This is a genomic window from Microbacterium sp. C-MGS6 (assembly GCF_058140415.1).
Genome location: NZ_CM176934.1, coordinates 549,345 through 568,215, shown reverse-complemented (window position 1 = coordinate 568,215; position 18,871 = coordinate 549,345). Strand labels below are relative to the sequence as shown.

12 protein-coding genes are annotated in these 18,871 nt (G+C 70.4%); 3 read left to right on the top strand and 9 right to left on the bottom strand.

Translation table 11 applies throughout. The features are described from left to right. The first annotated feature begins 139 nt into the window (after window positions 1–139). The 3 genes from AC3B5L_RS02650 to AC3B5L_RS02640 are packed head-to-tail and all read left to right on the top strand — an operon-like array spanning window position 140 to window position 3,997. Window positions 140–1,666, top strand: a complete 1,527-nt coding sequence (locus tag AC3B5L_RS02650) for a sugar transferase (RefSeq protein WP_187663197.1) — start codon at window positions 140–142, stop codon at window positions 1,664–1,666. A gap of 4 nt (window positions 1,667–1,670) precedes the next feature. Further along, window positions 1,671–2,864: a DUF1972 domain-containing protein gene (locus tag AC3B5L_RS02645; protein WP_280564739.1), complete on the top strand. Its 1,194-nt coding sequence runs from the start codon at window positions 1,671–1,673 to the stop codon at window positions 2,862–2,864. Continuing rightward, on the top strand, window positions 2,861–3,997 hold the full coding sequence (locus AC3B5L_RS02640; RefSeq protein ID WP_490096197.1) for a glycosyltransferase: 1,137 nt from the start codon (window positions 2,861–2,863) through the stop codon (window positions 3,995–3,997). Before AC3B5L_RS02645 ends, AC3B5L_RS02640 begins: the two co-directional genes overlap by 4 nt. A 45-nt stretch (window positions 3,998–4,042) precedes the next feature. Here AC3B5L_RS02640 and AC3B5L_RS02635 read toward each other — a convergent pair whose 3' ends face one another. The 9 genes from AC3B5L_RS02635 to AC3B5L_RS02595 all read right to left on the bottom strand — a co-directional run bounded on the left by AC3B5L_RS02635 (window position 4,043) and on the right by AC3B5L_RS02595 (window position 18,705). Then, a complete protein-coding gene (locus AC3B5L_RS02635) occupies window positions 4,043–5,353 on the bottom strand; it encodes an MATE family efflux transporter (RefSeq protein ID WP_187663194.1) in 1,311 nt (436 codons plus the stop codon). A 10-nt stretch (window positions 5,354–5,363) separates the two neighbouring features. Further along, complete coding sequence (locus tag AC3B5L_RS02630; protein WP_259953562.1) at window positions 5,364–7,988, bottom strand: right-handed parallel beta-helix repeat-containing protein; 2,625 nt, start codon at window positions 7,986–7,988, stop codon at window positions 5,364–5,366. A 184-nt stretch (window positions 7,989–8,172) separates the two neighbouring features. Next, on the bottom strand, window positions 8,173–9,525 hold the full coding sequence (locus AC3B5L_RS02625) for a tyrosine-protein kinase domain-containing protein (protein WP_187663193.1): 1,353 nt from the start codon (window positions 9,523–9,525) through the stop codon (window positions 8,173–8,175). A gap of 55 nt (window positions 9,526–9,580) precedes the next feature. Continuing rightward, a complete protein-coding gene (locus AC3B5L_RS02620) occupies window positions 9,581–10,888 on the bottom strand; it encodes a hypothetical protein (RefSeq protein WP_187663192.1) in 1,308 nt (435 codons plus the stop codon). An 11-nt stretch (window positions 10,889–10,899) separates the two neighbouring features. Next, on the bottom strand, window positions 10,900–15,621 hold the full coding sequence (locus tag AC3B5L_RS02615; protein ID WP_490096196.1) for a PKD domain-containing protein: 4,722 nt from the start codon (window positions 15,619–15,621) through the stop codon (window positions 10,900–10,902). A gap of 75 nt (window positions 15,622–15,696) precedes the next feature. Further along, window positions 15,697–16,230, bottom strand: coding sequence for a DUF4352 domain-containing protein (locus tag AC3B5L_RS02610; protein WP_187663191.1), 534 nt, complete (start codon window positions 16,228–16,230; stop codon window positions 15,697–15,699). A 197-nt stretch (window positions 16,231–16,427) separates the two neighbouring features. Further along, complete coding sequence (locus tag AC3B5L_RS02605; protein WP_259953559.1) at window positions 16,428–17,045, bottom strand: arsenate reductase/protein-tyrosine-phosphatase family protein; 618 nt, start codon at window positions 17,043–17,045, stop codon at window positions 16,428–16,430. Then, on the bottom strand, window positions 17,042–17,761 hold the full coding sequence (locus AC3B5L_RS02600) for a CDP-alcohol phosphatidyltransferase family protein (RefSeq protein WP_259953558.1): 720 nt from the start codon (window positions 17,759–17,761) through the stop codon (window positions 17,042–17,044). Before AC3B5L_RS02600 ends, AC3B5L_RS02605 begins: the two co-directional genes overlap by 4 nt. Continuing rightward, the gene (locus AC3B5L_RS02595; protein ID WP_232089170.1) at window positions 17,752–18,705 is read right to left on the bottom strand and encodes a glycosyltransferase family 2 protein; all 954 of its coding nucleotides are present in this window, start codon (window positions 18,703–18,705) and stop codon (window positions 17,752–17,754) included. The genes AC3B5L_RS02600 and AC3B5L_RS02595 overlap by 10 nt, the downstream gene beginning before the upstream one ends. Between the last annotated feature and the right edge of the window lie 166 nt (window positions 18,706–18,871).

Sequence of the window (18,871 nt, the reverse complement as noted above, 5' to 3'; positions counted from 1 at the left end):
ATCGCGAAGCTTCAGCAGGACCCGAGGGGTCGGGACGCAGACGTGTCCGTGAACGTGGGGTTCATGGTCTGGGGAAAACTGGGGAAACGATGGCGCACTGGGGTTATCTGCGTACATTCACGGCTCAAGGGGCCTCGGCATGACTTCCGTCGAGGATGCTCTGAGCATCGCTCGTACGGGTTTCACGCCGATCACGGCTCCGCGGGCGACCGCGTCGGTGACGCATGCGGCGAGCACGCCGCGTGTCTCGGCGACGCTCGAACGACGCCTGCAGTGGGAGCGTCGCTATCGGATGCGACTGCGGATCACGGATGCGGCTGTCATCCTGATCGCCGTCGCACTGACGGCGACGGTCCAGCTGCTCACCGGCGTCACGGTGATCGAGGCCGTGCGCAACGCCGCATTGCTGGGTCTCGCCTGGTACCTGATGCTGTCGGCGCTCAACAGCCGAGCCGCCGCCATCTTCGGGTCTGGGGCCACGGAGTACCGTCGCGTCGCGCACGCGGCGGGTCTCGCCTTCGGCATCACCGCCATTGCGGGCGTGCTCCTGGAGTGGGAAGGGCTGCAGCCGCTGTTCTTCATCGCGCTCCCGGTCGGCATGCTCGGTCTCCTCTTCGCCCGCTGGGCCTGGCGTCGCTGGCTGCAGCGGCAGCGCCTGTCCGGACGGTTCGCGTCGAGGACACTGGTGGTCGGCGCCACCGAGGACGTCGAGTATGTGATCGACTCCCTGCAGAAGGGCGGGGAGAACGGCTACCACGTCGTGGGGACGACGTTGCTGGATCGCAATGCCGGCGCGCTCAGGATCGGGGAGAGCATCTACCCGGTCGTGGGCGATCTGGACACCGTCGCCCCCGCGGCGGCACAGCTCGGGGCGGACACCATCATCGTGGCGAGCCGCCCCGAGGGGTCCCCCGACTTCGTCAAGCAGCTCAGCTGGCAGCTCGAAGGCACGGCCGCCGAGCTCGTCCTCTCGAGCCGCCTGACGGACGTCGCGGGTCCTCGCATCTCGCTCCGCCAGGTCGACGGCCTGCCGCTGATCCAGGTGAAGATTCCGACCTACGAGGGCGGCGTCCACCTGCTGAAGCGCGCCCTCGACGTACTGGTGGCCGCCATCGCGCTGATTCCGATCGCGCTGCTCACACCTGTGCTCAGCGCTCTCATCAAGCTCGACTCTCCGGGGCCCGTGTTCTTCTTCCAGGAGCGTGTCGGCCGGGACGGCCGTACGTTCAAGATGGTCAAGTTCCGTTCCATGCGCACCGACGCCGAGAAGCAGCTCGCGGCGCTGAAGGACCACAACGAGGGCGCCGGCCTCCTCTTCAAGATGAAGGACGACCCCCGCGTGACCCGCGTCGGGAAGGTGCTGCGCAAGCTGTCGCTGGATGAGCTCCCGCAGTTCTGGAACGTGCTGGTCGGCGACATGAGCGTCGTCGGTCCGCGGCCGCCGCTGCCCAGCGAGGTCACCGCTTACGACGGCACCGTGTTCCGCCGCCTGTACATCAAGCCCGGGATCACGGGTCTGTGGCAGGTCTCCGGACGCAGCGACCTGTCGTGGGACGAGAGCGTGCGGCTCGACCTGCGCTACGTGGAGAACTGGTCCGTCATGAACGATCTGCAGATCATGTGGCGCACCGCGAAGGTCATGGCGCAGCCGAGCGGGGCATACTGAGCGGATGAGCACTACGACACCCCTCACGATCGCGATGGTGGGGACCCGCGGCGTGCCTGCGGCCTACGGCGGATTCGAGACGGCCATCGAAGAGGTGGGGCGACGGCTCGCCGACCGTGGCCACGACGTCGTCGTGTACACCCGCGGCTCCGAGCACCGCGAGAAGGAGTACCTCGGCATGCGCGTGGTGCACCTCCCCGCGGTCCCGGTGAAGCAGATCGAGACCCTCAGCCACACCGGGCTGTCGGCCCTGCATCTGCTCTTCCACCGCCGCCCCGACGCGACCTTCGTCTTCAACGCCGCCAACTCGCCGTTCCTCCCGCTGCTCCGGCTGCGCCGGGCGCCCGTCGCCCTGCACATGGACGGTCTGGAGTGGCGCCGGTCGAAGTGGGGTCCCCGCGGCAAGGCGTACTATCGCTGGGCCGAGCAGTTCGGCGTCCGCACCGCGGACGCGCTCATCGCCGACGCCCCCGGCATCTCCGACTACTACCGCCACCAGTTCGACGTGCCCACGGAGCTCATCCGATACGGCGCGCCGATCCTCGATCAGCCGCCGACGCACCGCCTGGCCGAGATGGACCTCACTCCGAACGGCTACCACCTCGTCGTCGCTCGGTTCGAGCCGGAGAACCACGTGCTCGAGATCGTCCGCGGATACCGCGCCAGCGCCGCGCGACTGCCGCTCGTGGTCGTCGGCTCCGCGCCGTACGCCGCCGGATACATCCAGGAGATCCGGAACGCCGCCGAGGGCGACGAGCGGATCCGCCTCGTGGGCGGCGTCTACGACCAGGAGCTCCTCGACGGCCTCTACGCCCACGCCGCCACCTACCTGCACGGCCACTCCGTCGGAGGCACCAACCCGTCGCTCCTGCGCGCCATGGGGGCGGGCACCGCGGTGATCGGCTACGAGGTGCCCTTCAACCGGGAGGTCCTCGGCGGCAACGGCTGGTTCTTCGCCGACGCGGATGACGTCGCGACCCACGTCGCGGCCGCCGAAGCCGACCCCACGACCCGCGACGCGCATGCAGCCGCGGTGCAGGAGATCGCCCGCACGCGCTTCCGCTGGGACGACGTGGCGGACGAGTACGAAGACCTCGCCCGCCGTCTGTCCGAAGGCTCCAGCGTCCACGCGTCCGCGCGGCGTGCGCGCCGACGGAGCGCCGACTGGGCACCCGCCCCCGCGGACGCGACACGATGACCACCGGCGTGAAGAGGAAGACCGTCCTTCTCGTGCATCCCGGTGCCGAGATGTTCGGGTCGGACCGCATGCTCCTCGAGAGCGCGACCGGTCTCGTGGAGGCGGGCGCCCGTGTGGTGGTCGCCCTTCCGAGCTCGGGTCTGCTCGTCCCGCCGCTGCGCGCCGCCGGAGCAGAGGTCGTCATCCTGCCGATGCTCGTCCTGCGCAAGGTGCTGCTCACCCCGCGCGGTCTGCCCCGCCTGTTCCGCGACATGTTCCGGGGCCTCGGCGCCGCATGGCGTCTGATCGGACGCGTGCGCCCCGACGCCGTCTACGTGTCGACCATCATCATTCCGCAATGGCCCCTCGTGGCCCGACTCCGCGGCACTCGCGCGGTCAGTCACGTGCACGAGGCGGAGGCCTCCGGGAGCACGCTGGTGAACCGCCTGCTCTACATGCCGCACCTCGCCTCGGTCCGCACCCTCGTGAACAGCCGCTTCAGCCTCGACACCATCCGGCGCGCGCTGCCCGCTCTCGCCGACCGCACCCGGATCGTCGCCAACGGCGTCGCGTCGCCCCCGCACCCCGCGCCGCCGCGGCCCCGGATCGACGGCGCCCTCCGCGTGCTGTACGTCGGGCGGCTCTCGCCTCGGAAGGGTCCCGACCTCGTCATCGACGCCGCGGCGGCAGTGCAGGCGGAGGGGCGGCCCGTCGAGGTCACGCTCCTCGGGGCGGTCTTCGAGGGATACGAATGGTACGAGCGCGAACTGCGCGCCCGTGCCGCAGAGACCGGGGTCTCCGTCACCTTCGCGGGATTCCACGCCGACATCTGGCCGTTCCTCGCGGAAGCCGACGTGCTGGTCGTGCCCTCCCGGGTGGACGAGCCGTTCGGGAACACCGCCGTCGAGGGCGTTCTGGGGCTCCGCCCCGTCATCGCGAGCGACAGCAGCGGTCTGCGCGAGGCCGCGGGCGGCTACGCCACGGCGCAGCTGGTCGCACCGGACGATGCTCCGGCGATCGCCGCCGCACTCGACGACGTGTGCGCACGGTGGGACGACCTCGTGGGCAGTGTGGCCGAGAGCCGCGACGAAGCCCTGCGTCGGCACGCACCTGCGGTCTACCGCGCCGGCGTCACGGCCGGCGTCGTCGACTGACGACCCGCGGGTATCCGCACGGCGCCGGGCGCACGCGACCTGGGCTCACGCCGAGACGGCGGCCTCGGCCGTGAGCCGCGCCCGATGACGCACGATGTAGATCGAGAACGGGATCAGCTGACAGACCAGGAGCGCGAAGGCGACACCGAGGAGCGGACCGGCGATACCGAGGATCGGTGTGAGGACGAACGCCAGGGTGACCCCGACCGCGGCCATGCTGAGGGTGGGGATCACCTGGAATCGGATCCCGGGCTTGTCCATGATGAACATCCCGAGCGGGTAGACAGCCGCCGTGAGCATGATCATGAGGCCGAAAGCGAAGATCGTGGTCGGCCGGACCTCCAGCTCTCCCTGCGTGATGAACCCGAACAGCCACGGCCCGACGAGCCACACCACCACCGTCGCGAGGGCGACCGCCACGGCGAACAGTCCGGAGAGCAGGAACGGTCCGCGGCGGAGATCGCCCTGGTGTCGCATGCGGGCGAAATGCGGCCAGAGCGCGAGCCCACCGGCCATCACCAGACCGTTGAGCGCGAAGAAGACCTGCCCGGCCACACCGTACTCGGCGACGTCGGTCGGACCGCCGAGCTGGGCGATCACGTACCGCTGCGACCCCACCGCGATCGGATACGTCACCATCTGAGCCAGCATCGGCCATCCCACGTCCATCACCCGTACGCCAGGGAACCGTCGCGGGCGCAGGACCATGCGCGCAGCCTCGGGGATCAACGGAGACGTGGTCCGAGCGGTGATGAGGACGCCGAGGATCGAGACGATCAGCGAGGCCGCGAACGACGCGATCGCCGCGTAGGAATGCAGATTCTCGCCACCGAACGTCAGCAGCAGCCACACTCCGGCCAGCGTGAGCGGCGAGATGAGGCCCTGCAGCAGGATCACGATGTGGTTCTTGCGCTGCCCGAGCATGATCCGCGCCCAGATGCCCAGCGGGATACCGAGACAGAAGATCGTCACGCAGAAGAAGGCGGCCAGCGACGCCCCCGGCTCTCCTCCGGCATCGCCGAACACGATCTCCCAGGCACCGGTGGCCAGGAGCACGGTGTTGATCGCCATGGCGGAGGCCGCGAACATCAGCAGCACCCGGCCGACCGACGTGAGCTGATAGCGGAGCTTCTCGTCCGTCCTCACGTCGTCGCTCGTGGCCACGGCGTTCACGAGCACGGCGCCGCTGCCGAGATCGGTGAAGGTCAGCAGCGACGGGATCGTCGTGAGCAGCGTGTAGAGGGCGAAGCTGCCGACGCCCGCGTCTCCGATGATCATCCGCGTCGTGAGAACGCCGCAGACCAGCGCGATGACCATCGTCAGCGCGCGGGCGCCGACAGCGAGAAGAGAACCCATACCTAGATCGTCACCGCGGCAGGGCTCCCAGCGTCGCGCTGTTGCCGGGGAGTCGCGATACCGAGGCGATATCCGCCGGCACGGGGACCGCCACTGCGGCCTGCCGCTGCGCCTGCGCGGGGGCCAGCACGTACGTGGCGGACACCACGGAGGCTCCCTGCACGAACTGCGAGCGGCGGTCCTGACCCGTCGCCGCGGTGAACGCCGCGAGGGTGTCTGCCACCGCCGGATCCCGCGAGACGGATCCCTTCGACCAGGCCGAGAACCATCGGGGCGTGCCGGGGGCGGTGCGGTGGTAGAGGTTGCCGTTCACGCTCGACATCATCTGCGCACCGGTGAAGGTGGTCGAGTAGTCCTGTACGCAGACCAGGCAGTTGCCCGCGCTCTCCGCCATGACGTTGTTGGACATCACGGTGTTGCGCACGATCCACGGCGCCAGCGGTGCGAAGCGCGTGCGCGGATCGTGGCCCGCCGCGTTCGGGTCGGAGGCTCGGCGACCGTCCTGACCGATGCTGACGTTCCGGTTGGCGTTGCCGACGAAGGTGTTGTTCCAGATCTTCACGTTGCCGGAGTTCAGGACGAACAGCCCGAAGTCGCCGTTGCGGGCGATGATGTTGTCGGCGACGACCGCCCGCTCCGAGAGCTCGACCATGACACCGTGACCGGTGTTGCCGATCACGTCGTTACCCGTGAAGACGATGTCGATGACCGATTCGTCGAACCACGGACCACGACCGGCGTTACCCGTGAACGCGCTGTCGGTGACGGTCACTCCGCGCGTCCGGGTGACCTTGAACGCGCCGGACACCGGGGAGTGGTTGAAGCGCTCGGCGTTGTTCCCGACCGAGAGCATCTGCTTCACCTTCAAGCCGTCGGCCTGGGAGGCGCCGCCACCGAGGAGACCGTTGCCGATCAACGAGACGCGCGTCAACGTCGTCCTCGGCGCCCAGGAGTAGAAGCCGGTCGTCGAGTTGTCGCGGATCGTCACGTCGGCGAGCGTGATGTCGCTCGCTGCGGCGATGACGGTCCCCATCTGGGGCACGCTGGTGGCGTACCGGCGGATGCCGATGCCGCGCACCTCGGATCCGGCGGACCGGATCGAGAGCGCCTGGGTGAGCACGCTCGCCTCCACGGGCTTGCCCGTCGGGTCGGTGCCGATCACGAGCCGCTTCGCCCGATCGTCGACGAAGAAGGTCCCGGCGACGACCTGCGCGGCGGAGGCGACCTCCCGCAGCTGCACGCCCGCGACCCACACCTGGTCCGGATGCGCGGCCATCGGGTGCGCGGGATCGACGAAGCGCCACTCCGGCTGGGTGTTGTCGGGCGCTCCCTTCGTGTATGTGGGGCTCGAGTCGAGCGCGGTCCCCCAGCCGTCGACCGTCCAGGTCTTGCCTGCGGGCTTCCAGCCGGTGACGGTCTTCGCGCCGTCCATCCAGACCGCCTCGTTCGGAGCGGGCTGGATCGTGACGCGCTTCTGCGGCGGCACGACGATCTCCTCGTGGTAGGTGCCACCGCGGAGCACGATGGTGCCGCCGTTCGGTACCAGCCGCAGCGCGGCCGCGATCGTGCGCACCGGCGAGTTCTTCGTACCGGCAGCGCCGTCCGATCCGCCCGGCGCCGCGTAGATCGCGGTGGCGGGTGCCGGGTACGACAGCGACCCCGGGGCGGCGGCGCCCGGCTTCCCGCGGACACCGGCCGGGGTGGCAGGTGGAGCGGGTGTCACCGGGGTGGTCGGCGTCACCGGGGGAACCGGAACCGGGTTCGGCGCGGGAGCCGGGTTCGGCGCGGGGGCGGGCGTCGGCGTCGGCGTCGGAGTGGGAGTCGCCACCGGCGCGGGCGCGGCCGCGAGCACGTCGTCGATCGCGAGCGGGACGGCGGCCTTCGCTCCGGAGGACGTGTACAGCGCGAAGCCGTAACCACCCGCGGCCGTGATCCGCGTGGCCGAGGAATCGGCGTGCGTCACCTGCCACGCGGACGGCTCGTCCCCATCTGCCGCCCAGGCCTTGGCCGCGAGCGTCACCGGACTGGTCCCGGTCACGTCGAGGGCGACGCGCAGCGACATGCCCGTCGTCACCGGGAAGGGGAGTCGTCGCTCGCTCAGGTTCTGCACAGTGGTGAGGTCGGTCATCCGGACCACGGACACGTAGGCGGAGCCGTCGGGGTGCACGCGGAGACGCACACCGTAGGAGTCCTTGCCGACGATGCGGACGGCCTGGGCCAGGTAGAGCGGACCGCCGACGGGGAGGGCAGGGACCGTCACCGTGTAGCGGCTCGACACATCCGCCGCCGTCACCCCGGCCACGGTCGCCCGCGCCGTGATCCCGGGCTTCCGGCTGGCGAGCATCGCCTGCCCGTTCCCGACGCTCGACGCACCCTCGACCACACGCCAGGCCCCGACGGGAGAGGCGCCCCAGCCGGAGGCGACGGCGCGGTTCATCGGGTCGGAGAGGAGGGGACCCGCAGACGCTGCCGCCGGTCGGGCCGAAGGCGAGGCGGCGGCGACCGCCGCGGAGGCCGGTGCGGCGATCAGCGCTCCGGAGAGCGCGACGGCGACGCCCAGGGCACCCGCGAGCAGGCGATGGCGACGCCGTGGCGCCGCTGGCGATGAGAGACGAACAGGGAACGGAAAGGACACGATGTCACCGTTTCTGGGGTGGAATACACGATCACCCACGCTTCGCCGCAGTTTCAACCCCGGCGACAAAGTGCGAGCCCCCCTCGCAACCCATGAAGAATAACCGCCCGTCTGGACGATGGCAAACGATTCGAGCCCTTCCGCCGATATGCTGCACGCCTCCCCCGGGAGGACGGCGGGTCGCTCACTCGCTGTAGTACTCGCTGCGATGCCGGTCCGGACGCGCACGGTTGAGGACCGTGCCGAGGATGCGGGCGCCGCCCGATTCCAGCGATTTGATGCTCTTCGCCAGTGCCGCCCGCCGCGTCTTGGTGGCGTCGACGACGAGGATGACACCGTCCGTCTGGGTGGCCAGGAGGTTGGCGTCCGCGACGCTCAGCGTCGGGGGCGAGTCGATCACGACGTAGTCGTAGTCCGCCGCGGCGAAGTCGAGAAGCTGTGCCATGCGCGCCGACGTGAGCAGCTCGGCGGGGTTCGGCGGGATCGTCCCGGCAGGGAGGATGTCCAGCGTGGTGTCCGCGACGCGGTGCTTGGCCACCTCGAACTCCACCTCGTCGAGCAGGACGCTCGTGAGTCCGACCGAACCGTCGATGCCGGCGTGCTCGTGGGCACGCGGGCGGCGCATGTCGGCGTCGATGAGCAGGACGGAATTACGGAGCGCGGCGAGGGTCATCGCGAGATTCACCGACACGGTCGACTTGCCCTCGGCGGGCATACCGGAGGTCACCAGCAGCACCTTCACCCGGGACGACACGTTCGCGTACGCGAGCGCCGACCGGATGCGGCGGAACTCCTCCGAGGTGTGGCCGAGCGGCTCCTGGGCGACGGCGATTCCCCGCGCCTCCAGCAGCGGCGACTTGGAGACGACGCCGAGCACGGGATCCCCGCCGGCCTGCGTCAGCGCCTCCTCGTTGCGGACACGGGTGTCCAGCACACCGATGAGCACGGCGGCCGCAAGGCCGAGCACGCCTCCGAGGAAACCGCCGAGGGCCGCGTCCCTGGGCTTGCTCGGAGTGAACTGGAACTCGGGGACGACGGCGTCGTCGATGACCTCGGCGGTGATGGTGGACTCGCCCTGCGGATCCTTCGGAGCGACGTCCTTGACGACCGTGATGAGCTGCTCGGCGACGGCGTTCGCGAGCTCGGCCGCAGCTTCCGGGTCGTCCGTGATGCCGGTGATCCGCAGGGTGACGGTGCTCTGCGGGATGGTCACCTCGATGTCCCTCGCGAGCGCGCGGGGCGTCGTGTCGAGCTCGAGCTCCTCGATCACCGGATCGAGCACGCGCGAGCTCGTCGCCAGCTGGGCGAACGACAGCATCTGGCTCTGGGTGTACACCGAGCCCTGGTTGAGGTCCGAGGCGCTCGTGCCCTGGTTCAGCGCGAAGTACAGCGAGGTCGTCGCCTGGAACAACGGCGTCTGCAGCGACGCGTATCCGTACGACCCCGCGGCGCCCACGACGCCGCACAGCACGATCAACCACCAGAACTTGCGCAGCGAGCCCGCGATGACACGCAGGCTGACCCGGCTCTCGGCCATGACTCCCCATTCCCCCTGAGGTCTCGATTCTAGAGGAGCCATCTGCACGGCCCGTTCACGTCTGCCGCACCTGTGGAGCGGGTCCGGTCGTCGCCGGCGGTGACGCCGTCCCGAGATCCCGCAGGAAGGCCTCTTCCGCGGTGGTGGATCGCGTTCCGGCGTCGCGCGCCCAGGTCACCGCGAGCCCGACGCAGAACCACAGGAACATGCTGTACTGCGTGATGAGGGCGACGACGACCAGACTCGGGAGCTGTCCGACGACGGCGAGGGCGGCGGGACTCCGCGTCGAGCGCCGCACGGCCATCAGCGCCGCGCAGACGACGGCCGCCATGATGAGCAGGGTCGGCACGTACCCGTACCGGAGGAGCGTGAGCACGAGGGCGTTGTCCACCGACCGGGCGAAGTATCCGAGGTAGTAGTCGCCGGAGACGAGGGAATGCCAGTCGCCGGGGTTCCCGAACAGCTGCACCTGTTCCAGGAGGACCAGCAGGTCCGTGCGGTAGTCGGCGCTGCCTCCGGCCTCGTCCCCCGCGGCACCGAAGACGGAATCGATGACGGGGATGACGATCGCGGTGCCGATCACCCCGGCGACGGCCACCGTCACCCGGAAGCGCGTCGAGACCCCGACGATGAGGAAGGTGGACAGGACGAGTGTCAACACCAGTGTGAGCAGGCCCGCCCGACTGAACGTGAAGACCGTGGCGGTGGCGATGAGCACGATGCCGGTGATCTTCGGGAACAGTCGCCATCGCGTCGCCACGACGAACGCGGAGGACATCGCCAGCGCGGCGCCGAGCGCGATCGAGTGCCCCCACGCCCCCTCCGCACGCAGCACCCCGCCGCGCTCCTGCAGCGGGCTCCATGTGTCGTACACCACGCCGGATCCGGGAATGAGGACGAAGGGGTTGAAGGAGGTGAGGAACTCGACGACCGCGAGAGCGGCGGCCACGATGGCCACGACCGCGATCGTCGAGGTGATCCACTCGGTCGTCACGCGAGCGAGCACCACGCGCCCCCAGATGTAGGGGATCACCCACTCGAGAAGCGATGCCACGAGGGAGGCGAGGTCGACCGTGCCGAACCCGTACAACCCGACGACGACGAGGACGAACGCGGCGACCCAGGCATCGGCCGCCCGCAACGGCACCACCGACCAGTTCACGATGATCAGCAGGACGGTGAGCAGGGTGATCGCCGCCCAGTAGAAGCTGATGTTCACCCCTACCCAGAGAGGCACGAAGAACAGCACGACCGCCCACACGACGAAGGCGGTACGCGGGAGCAGCCGGAGTGCGAACACGACGATGGCCACTGCCGCGATTCCACCGAAGGCGAGGAGCGCGATCGGGACAGCAGTGGCCATGCGTCAGGATCTTACTGCGGTGCGGTGACGCGGAACGAATCGAACGACACGCCGAGCGGCGCGGTCGCGCTGCCGGAGCGGTTGCCGCTCAGTCCCACCGCACCCGCACCCAGGGGTGCCGCGTCGGTCGTGGTGATCTGCCAGGCTGCCGGCTTCGTCGTCTCCGTCGGCCAGAACTTGGCGGAGAGGGTCGCCGACGTCGTCCCCGTCACGGACACCTCGAGGTTGTACGAGGTGTTCGCGGCCCACACCAGTCCGGGCACGGCCTGCGTGCGCAGGACGGTCCCTTCGCGGTGCACGACGAGCCAGACCGTGCCGTCAGGACGCAGCCAGGCGCGGACGAAGTACTTCCCGGCCGCCGACTGCCGCGCGATCACGCCGACGTAGGCGCCACCCGCGGCCGGGGCCTGATCGACCCGGAACTGCGTCTCGAGCACCGCATCGGCGACGGACGTGGTGTTGAGCGTCGCATGCCGGGTGTCGCCGGCGATGAGGTTCAGCTTCGCCTGGCCGTCAGCGACGGTCGCCGCCGCCTGCGAGCCGCCGGCGATCGTCCACGCCCCGCCGACCGTGGCGGTGCCCCAGCCGGGCCCCGCGGTGCGGTCGAAGCCGTCGTCCGCCACCGGAGCCGGCTGCGGCTCGGGTTCGGGTTCGGGCTGCGGGTCGACGGGAGGCGCCGTCACGGTCACCGGCTTGCTGGTGGTGTGCGTGGCGCCCTTGTCGTCCTTCACCGTGAGGGTGACGGTGTAGGTCCCCGCCGCGGTGTAGGTGCGGCTGGTGGTCGCACCGGTGCCGGTCGTCCCGTCGCCGAAGTCCCACGCGTACGAGGCGATCGTGCCGTCGGAGTCGGTCGAGGCGCTGCCGTCCACGGCGACCGTGAGGTTCGTCGCGGTCGCGGTGAACGCGGCGGTGGGAGCGACGTTCGCGGGCTCCGGTTCGGGCTGCGGCTCGGGCTCCGGCGCCGGCGTGCCGAGGTTCTTCAGCGTGAAGTCGTCGAAGCTGGCGAGGTTGGTGCCGGTGCCACTGCCCGACCGGTAGGAGAACACCGTCGGGGCACCGGCGACCTGCAGAGCCGGCGTCGCGTCCGTCGTGGTGAGCTGCCAGTTGGCGGGCTCCGCCGACCCCGCCGCCCACAGCTTGGCGCGGATGGTCGTGGTGGACGACCCGGTCGTCTCCATCAGGAGCGAGAACGAGCTGCCCGCGCTCCAGGAGAGACCGGAGACGGCGGTGCTGGCGATCGCCGTGCCGTTGCGGTGGATCACGAGCCAGGTGGTGCCGTCAGGACGGTGCCAGGCGAGAGCCCGGTAGCCCGAGGACCCGGAACGCCGTGCGCCCAGACCTTCGTACGCCGCCCCGGAGGAGGGCCCGGAGGCGAGCGTGTAGGTGATCCGCGCGGACGTGTCGAGAAGGGACGTGCCCTGCAGCAGCATCTCCCTGGTGTCACCGGGTGCCAGGTTGACCTTGCCCACGCCGTCGCCGACGGAGAGCGCCGCGGCGGAGCCGCTCATCGGCGCCCAGGTGCCGCCCTTGTCGGCGGCGCCCCAGCCGCTGGACACGACACGACCGAACGCGTCGGACGCGGCGAAGACCTGCGCGGTCACGGTCACGGTCTTCGTGACGGCCTTGGACGCGCCGAGGCTGTCGGTCACGGTGAGGGTGATGTCATGCGCGCCGGCCGCGGCGTACGTGTGGCCTGCCGTGGCCCCGGAACCGGCGGGAGACCCGTCGCCCCAGTTCCACGAGTAGGACAGCGTCGCGCCGTCGGACGCACTCGATCCGGCTGCCGAGACGTTGACGCTCAGCCCCGACGCGGTCGCGGTGAAGGCGGCGACCGGGTCGGCATGCGTCGCCTCGACCTGTCGTGTGGTCGACGCGCTCCCGCCGCGGTCGTCGGTCACCGTCAGGGTCACCGTGCGGGTGCCCGGCGTGGCGTAGACGTGCGTCGCGACCTGACCGGTCGAAGTGGTGCCGTCCCCCCAGTTCCATGCGTAGGAGGCGAGGGAGCCGTCGGAGTCCGTCGAGGCGGACGCATCGGCCGAGACCGACAGCCCGTTCGCCGTCGTCTCGAAGGCCGCCGTCGGCAGGACGTTCGGTGCCTTCACCACGACCTGCTTCTCCGCCGTGGTGGCGAGTCCGTTGCTGTCCGTGACGGTCAGCGCCACCGTGTAGGTGCCGGACGCCTCGTACGTGTGGCTCGTCGTCTTGCCGGTGGCCGTCGCCGAGTCATCGCCGAAGTCCCACCGATAGCCGGCGATCGTCGCCGAGCCCGCGGGCGCCGAAGCCTCCGCGTCGAACGCGACGGCGAGGTCGGTCGGCGTGGCGGTGAAGGCAGCGGTCGGGGCCTGGAAGCCCTTGCCGATTCCGTAGTGCGTCTTCACCTGGGTCGCCGTGAGGGCGAACGGGTAGACCGCGACCTCATCCAGCGCCCCCTTGAAGTACTTGGAGCTCGGCTCGGACGGCCATCCGGCGAGGTTGTCTCCGCCGATACGCCAATATCCCGTGTAGTTCTCCGCCGTGGTGGCCCCCGCGAGCGACGACACGAGCTTGCCGTCGACGTAGAGCTTCATCCCCTCCGCGCTCTGCGACGCGACGGCGTGGTGCCACTCGTTGTCGTTGAGCGCGGCGTCGTTCTGGACGGTCTGCGTGCTGCCGTTGTACGTGCCGAAGACGAGACGCCCGTTGTTCGTCATATAGAGATGACGGTCGTAGCTGGTCGACTCACCCGACGCCGCGGCGCCGTAGCCCATCAGCTTGCCGCCGCTGGTGGTGTTGGTCTTGAACCAGAGCTCGGTCGAGAACTCGGACGGCGCGGCGATCTTGCTCCCGGAGGCCACGCGTCCCGCGCTCGTCCCGGTGAAGGTCGAGGCGCCCGTCGCCGTGTTCTCCACCCCGGAGGTCGAGGCGGTGACGCCCGTGCCGAACACGGGGGTGTTGGACCCGGCCCAGTCCTGCGCGGCGGTGCCGAGCGGGTAGTAGAGCTGCGGGCCGTCCGCCGTGACGGCGTTGACGTAGTTCGACACGGCACCGGCCGCGATGGTCACGCTCATCGCCTGGCTGGAGACGGAGTTGCCCGCGCTGTCCTTCGCGACGACGGTGTACTCCTGCGTCGATCCGGGAGCTGCGGTCTTGTCCTCGAGGTTCACCGAGGGGCGGTCCCACCAGGTACCGCGGGCGGTGGCGGTGGCCACCGGGGCGGTGGTGCCGGTCCGACGCAGTTCGTAGGTCAGCGTGAGGTCGTCACGGTCCCAGTTCGCGGGGATCGAGATCCGTGCGCGTCCAGGGATGAACGACTGCGCCGTGCCGGTCCAGTTCGCCCCCGACAGCCGAGGGCCGTCCTTCGCGCCGCCGGGCGGGTTGGTGGAGAACCGCACGAGTCCCTCGAAGCGGCCGTTGTTCACGGAGCGGAACTCGCCGCCGATCGAGATCATGTTCCCCGCACCGGTGATCGAGAGTCCGGCCTGACCCATGCCCGTGGTCACGCCCACGGCCCAGTCCGGCGTCCAGGCGTAGGCCGAGGGCGCCGGTGTCCCGGCCCAGTTCTTGTACGTGCCTCCGGCGGCGGGCTGGTTGCCCAGCAGACCGCGGGCGTCGGCGGTGTACGCCTCCGAGTAACGGTGCGTGCGCGGGTTCTGCTCGGGGTGCATGCCCATGGTGCTGCAGGCGTGGGTGTGGCTGGTGGTGTAGACCGTCTTGCCGGTCGAGTAGACGCCGTAGTGGTCGCCCAGGCAGTCCGCGATCCAGCGGACCTGACCGCTTCCGGCCTCGGCCGCGAAGGTGCCCTCCAGGTTGCCGGTGGCCGCATCCGCGTAGACCCAGCCGGTGCCGTACACGGCGTTGGCGTCGGCCGCGAGGCCGAAGATCCCCGCCTTGCCCGAGTTCGCGCCCGTGTTCGAGCCGTTCTTCACCGTCTGCGGCAGCGCCCATCCGCTGTCCACCGCGCCGGTCGTCTTGTCGAGCGCGACGGTGCCGCGCATCGTCAGGTCGCCGTTGACCTGGGAGAAGCGGCCGGCCGCGATGACGTTCTGACCCGCCGGGTCCATCACCATGGCGTCGACCTGGAGGTCGGTCTGCGGCGCCCAGCTGAGCAGCGCGCCGTTCGTCGCCGAGAAGGCTGCGAGGTTCTTGCGCGGGGTCGCGTTGCCCTGCGTGAAGAGACCGCCGACGTAGACGCTCGAGCCCGAGGTGGCGAGGGCGTACACGCCGCTGCCGCCGATCGAGGGCGAGAACCCGGGCACCAGCTGCCCGGTCACGGCGTCCAGCGCGGCGAAGTTCCAGCGCGTCTGGCCGTTGACGGAGTTGAAGGAGCCGCCGATGTAGATGCGGCTGCCGTCCGGCGAGGCGGCGACGGCCTTGATCACGCCGTTCACCTGCGGTGCGAACGAGAGCAGCTGACCGGTGTTGATGTCGTATGCGAGGACGTTGGACCGGGCGGTGAGGCTGGTCCCCGGTACGGCGAGCGGCGCCCTGGCGTTGTCGAACTTGCCCACCGCGTAGACGGTCGACCCGATCGTGGTCTGCGACCACACGTAGCCGTTGTCGATCTGCACGGTCGGAATCGGGTCCGACGTCACGACGTCGTCGTTCCGCTGCAGCAGCGGCGGCGGCGTCGACGGCGAATCCGCCGCCGCGGCCCCGGTCGCCCCCAGCGTGGTCATGCCCGTGATCAGCAGCGCCGCCGTCACGACCGACGCGAGTGCGCTCAGCGCCCGCCTCGAAGTGGATGTCTTACCCATGTTGCTCCCCAGCCCCAGATTTCTTCTTCGAAAATGTCACGTACGAGACGCGGTGAAAGTCGTCGCGCCCACGGCTCAGGAGAGCTCGCCCGCGAAGGTCGCCACCGGCTCGCCGGCGGCGTAGTTCACGCTGATCTTCACGGCGCGACCCTTCGTGGGGTCGAGCATGAAGACGTAGGTTCCCGTGGCCTCGTCGCCGGCGGCCAGCTCTCCATGGAGAGGTTCGTTCGGACCCGCGGTGGTGGCCACCCCGACGTCGCCGTCGTCCGTGACGAGGCTGACGACGGCGGAGTCGATGCTCTGCGCCCGCTTCGAGTCGTTGGCGACCTTCACGGTCACCACGACGGCGGAGCCGGCATACTCGCCCGGCGTCTCGGGGGTGACCTCGGTGGTCGAGATGTCGTCGACGGTCACGACCATGTCGGTGGACAGCGCGATCTCCGCGTCCAGCGCACCGCTCTCCTCGGTCAGCGCGGGGGCCTCGGTGGGCCCCTGGGCGTCGGGATCGGCCGGCGGCGTCCAGTCGGTCGTGCTGGTGCCCTCGGGCTCCGGCGACGCCGCGGTGTCCGGTGCCGCCGTGCATCCGGCGAACACGAGCGCGAGCGCCACGACGGGCGCGATGAAAAGCGCACGGCGTGCGCGTGATGAGCCGTCCCCAGAACGGCATGCTGAAACAGTGAACACTGCAGCTCCCCAGAACCCAGATCCCCAGCCGGAGCCCCCTCGGCTCCGGTTTCCCCCCAGCCATGCAGAACACGGCGTCGGCTAATGGTAGTGCGGACCGTGGAAAACCACAACCCTCCCGATCAGGAGGAGTGTCGGCGCTGTCTCCCGAGCTGCCCGCCGATCGCGTCGACGGCCTGCTCGACCTCGGAGAGGGTGCCGGCATGACCCCGGCTCCCGTGCCGATCCGCGATGGAGGCAGGGTCCTCGACGGAGCGACGACCGAGGAGACGCCGGAGCCCGCCGCCGCGACCCGGCGAGCCGCTGAGGGGCACCGCACGCGTCCGTGCCCGGTCGAGGTGAGCGACGTAGTCGGCGATGACATCGGAGCCGCCGGGCGCGAACCCGACGCCGAGGTGCGCGGCCTCACGCAGCGTGAACATCCGCTCGCGGTGCTCCGGCGCCGCCCGCACCAGCTCCCCCCGGAGATCGCGCGAGGCGGTCAGCACGAGGTCGGCTGCGGCCAGCATCTCCCGGGTGACCTCGCGGGCTCGATGCGCCTGCGCCCGTGCCCGCCAGTCCTCGTCGGCATGCCGCGACGCGACGTCGGCGCAGATCGGGTCTCCGTCGTTGGCGCGCACGCCGGCGCTGCGCACCGAGAGCGAGGAGCCCTCCCCGAGCCGGCGCCGCAGCTCCAGCTCGGCCAGCGGCGACCGGCAGACGTTGGCCGCGCACACGATGAGGATCGAGCCGCCGGTCATGCCGGGTCACCGAGCCTTCCGATCTCGCGGAACCACTTCACCGCGGCGAGCGCGAGGAACAGGACCGCGGCGGCGCAGAGCGCGCTGTACGCGACGAGGAACCCCGGCGTCCAGCCCCAGAGGACGAAGACGAGGCAGACCAGCCCGAAGTCGGTCGGCAGCAGCACGAGCGAGCGTCGCAGGGTCCCTCCGCCGCGTTCATGGGTGGACGCGACGGCGTGCTTGCCCTTGAGGAGGTCGTTCAGGAGCATGCCCGAGAACGTGGTCGAGGCGACGATGCTGAACACGATCGGGATCAGCAGCAGCGCCGGCGACTCCGGAAGGACCCGGTACAGGCCGATCAGCACCGCGAGGTGCAGCGACGCGATCTTGAGCGTGTCGATGAAGTGGTCCAGCCACTCGCCCTGCGGGCTCCCGCCGCCGCGGAGCCGCGCGACCTGACCGTCCGCGGAGTCCCACGCATAGCCGAGGACGAGGAGGAGCGCGATGAGCAGCCCGAGCGGCACCGTGACCGGGGCGAAGGCGATGAGGCCGATGGCGGCGAACGAATGGACGGCGCTGATGATCGACACCTGGTTCGGCGTGAGGCCGAGCCGGAACGCCAGCGCGGCGAGCACGCGTCCGAGCCTGCGGTTCACGTAGACCGAGTAGGCGGGGGCGCCGCGGGCATGGCCCTTCTGCGCCCTGGCGAGCTGACGGTAGGCGTCTACGACCATGACGTTCCCTTCGATTCCGTGCCGGACAGGCGCGCGATCCGTCTGGCCTCGCGCACCCCGCGGACGTAGGCGCGCAGCGGAGCGGCGGAATGCAGCAGCTGTCGGCGGCCGCCGCGGAGGATCACCTCGCGGGCGGTACGGGGTATCGACCGGCGCCAGCGGTGCACGGCCTCGTCGTCGAGGTGCCGGACCGCGTACAGCATCCGGTTGCGGATGTTGTAGAAGTAGTAGCCCTCCGACTTCGCCCTCGCGAGCTGGGGTTCGGCGCGCTGCGTGCCGCCCTCGTCGTGCACGGCCGTCGCCTCCTCGACGAGCACGAGCGTCCCGCCGGCCGAGACCACACGGCGCGAGAAGTCGACGTCCTCCCAGTAGAGGAAGTACTCGTCGTCGAAGCCGCCCGAGAGCGCCCACACCTCGCGGGTGATCCACAGGCAGGCACCGCTCAGCCACGGCTCGTAGGGGCGCGCGTCGTCCGCCCGGCGTTTGCGACGCGCCCGCATCGTGCCGTCGTCGAGCAGGAGGTCGATGCCGGCGAACCAGGTGCGTCCCTCGGAGTCGGTGATCACCGGCGAGGCGAGGGTCGTGCGCGAGGCCGAGGTGACCGAGGCCAGGCGCCCCAGAGACACACGGTCGATGTGCGCGTCCGGGTTGATCACGAGGACGTCGGTCGCGCCGTCGGCGAGCGCCCGCGTGACCCCGATGTTGACGCCGCCGCCGAATCCGCTGTTCGTCTCGGGGGTGATGAGGGTCCATCCGTGCGCCTTTGCGACCGCGACGGCGGCCTCGCGCTCCGCGGCACCGGCCCAGTTGTCGACGACGACCACCAGGGCCTCCTCATCGACGGCACGAGCCTCGCGCTCCACGAGCACCAGATTGCGCTCGAGCAGCCGCGCCGAGGCGTAGTTCACGACGACGACGGCCAGCCGTCCGTGCACGATTGACACGCGATCCTCCCCCCGGATCCGCCCACACGGTCCGCTCGGGTCGCCGGTCGAATTCCCCAGAGTCGCGACCGGCGTCGACTCCCAGGACACCGACTATACGCCAGAGGCGGCTCGGCGCACCCGTCGTTCACGGTACGATGAGCCGGCGCGGGGAGACAGGCGCACG

Coding starts and splice junctions, on each gene's coding strand:
- AC3B5L_RS02650 (WP_187663197.1), top strand. CDS start 140: ATGACTTCCGTCGAGGATGCTCTGAGCATCGCTCGTACGGGTTTCACG.
- AC3B5L_RS02645 (WP_280564739.1), top strand. CDS start 1,671: ATGAGCACTACGACACCCCTCACGATCGCGATGGTGGGGACCCGCGGC.
- AC3B5L_RS02640 (WP_490096197.1), top strand. CDS start 2,861: ATGACCACCGGCGTGAAGAGGAAGACCGTCCTTCTCGTGCATCCCGGT.
- AC3B5L_RS02635 (WP_187663194.1), bottom strand. CDS start 5,353: ATGGGTTCTCTTCTCGCTGTCGGCGCCCGCGCGCTGACGATGGTCATC.
- AC3B5L_RS02625 (WP_187663193.1), bottom strand. CDS start 9,525: ATGGCCGAGAGCCGGGTCAGCCTGCGTGTCATCGCGGGCTCGCTGCGC.
- AC3B5L_RS02620 (WP_187663192.1), bottom strand. CDS start 10,888: ATGGCCACTGCTGTCCCGATCGCGCTCCTCGCCTTCGGTGGAATCGCG.
- AC3B5L_RS02615 (WP_490096196.1), bottom strand. CDS start 15,621: ATGGGTAAGACATCCACTTCGAGGCGGGCGCTGAGCGCACTCGCGTCG.
- AC3B5L_RS02605 (WP_259953559.1), bottom strand. CDS start 17,045: ATGACCGGCGGCTCGATCCTCATCGTGTGCGCGGCCAACGTCTGCCGG.
- AC3B5L_RS02600 (WP_259953558.1), bottom strand. CDS start 17,761: ATGGTCGTAGACGCCTACCGTCAGCTCGCCAGGGCGCAGAAGGGCCAT.